Genomic DNA, 210 nt, shown 5'->3' on the forward strand with positions numbered 1-210 from the left:
ACGAGCCGCTTCCGCTTTAAATTAATTAACGATTTGTAAAGATCTTATCGATTAAACCGTATTCTAAAGCTTTTTCTGCTGTCATGAAGTTGTCGCGGGCTGTGTCGCGTTGTAGTACTTCAAGTGGTTGACCTGTGCGGTCAGCAAGAATTTGGTTTAGTTTTTCACGTAAGAATAGGATACGTTTTGCAGCGATTTCGATTTCAGTCG

General features: G+C 41.0%; 1 protein-coding gene. It reads right to left on the reverse strand.

The window, feature by feature from the left end; translation table 11 throughout:
- Nucleotides 1-25: 25 nt before the first annotated feature.
- On the reverse strand, nt 26-210 hold a 185-nt coding region (locus tag MR167_RS32775; RefSeq protein ID WP_242316338.1), incomplete at its 5' end, for an ATP-dependent Clp protease proteolytic subunit.

Origin of the sequence: Bacillus cereus group sp. BfR-BA-01355 (genome assembly GCF_022663675.1) — a bacterium.
GTDB lineage: Bacteria > Bacillota > Bacilli > Bacillales > Bacillaceae_G > Bacillus_A > Bacillus_A thuringiensis_S.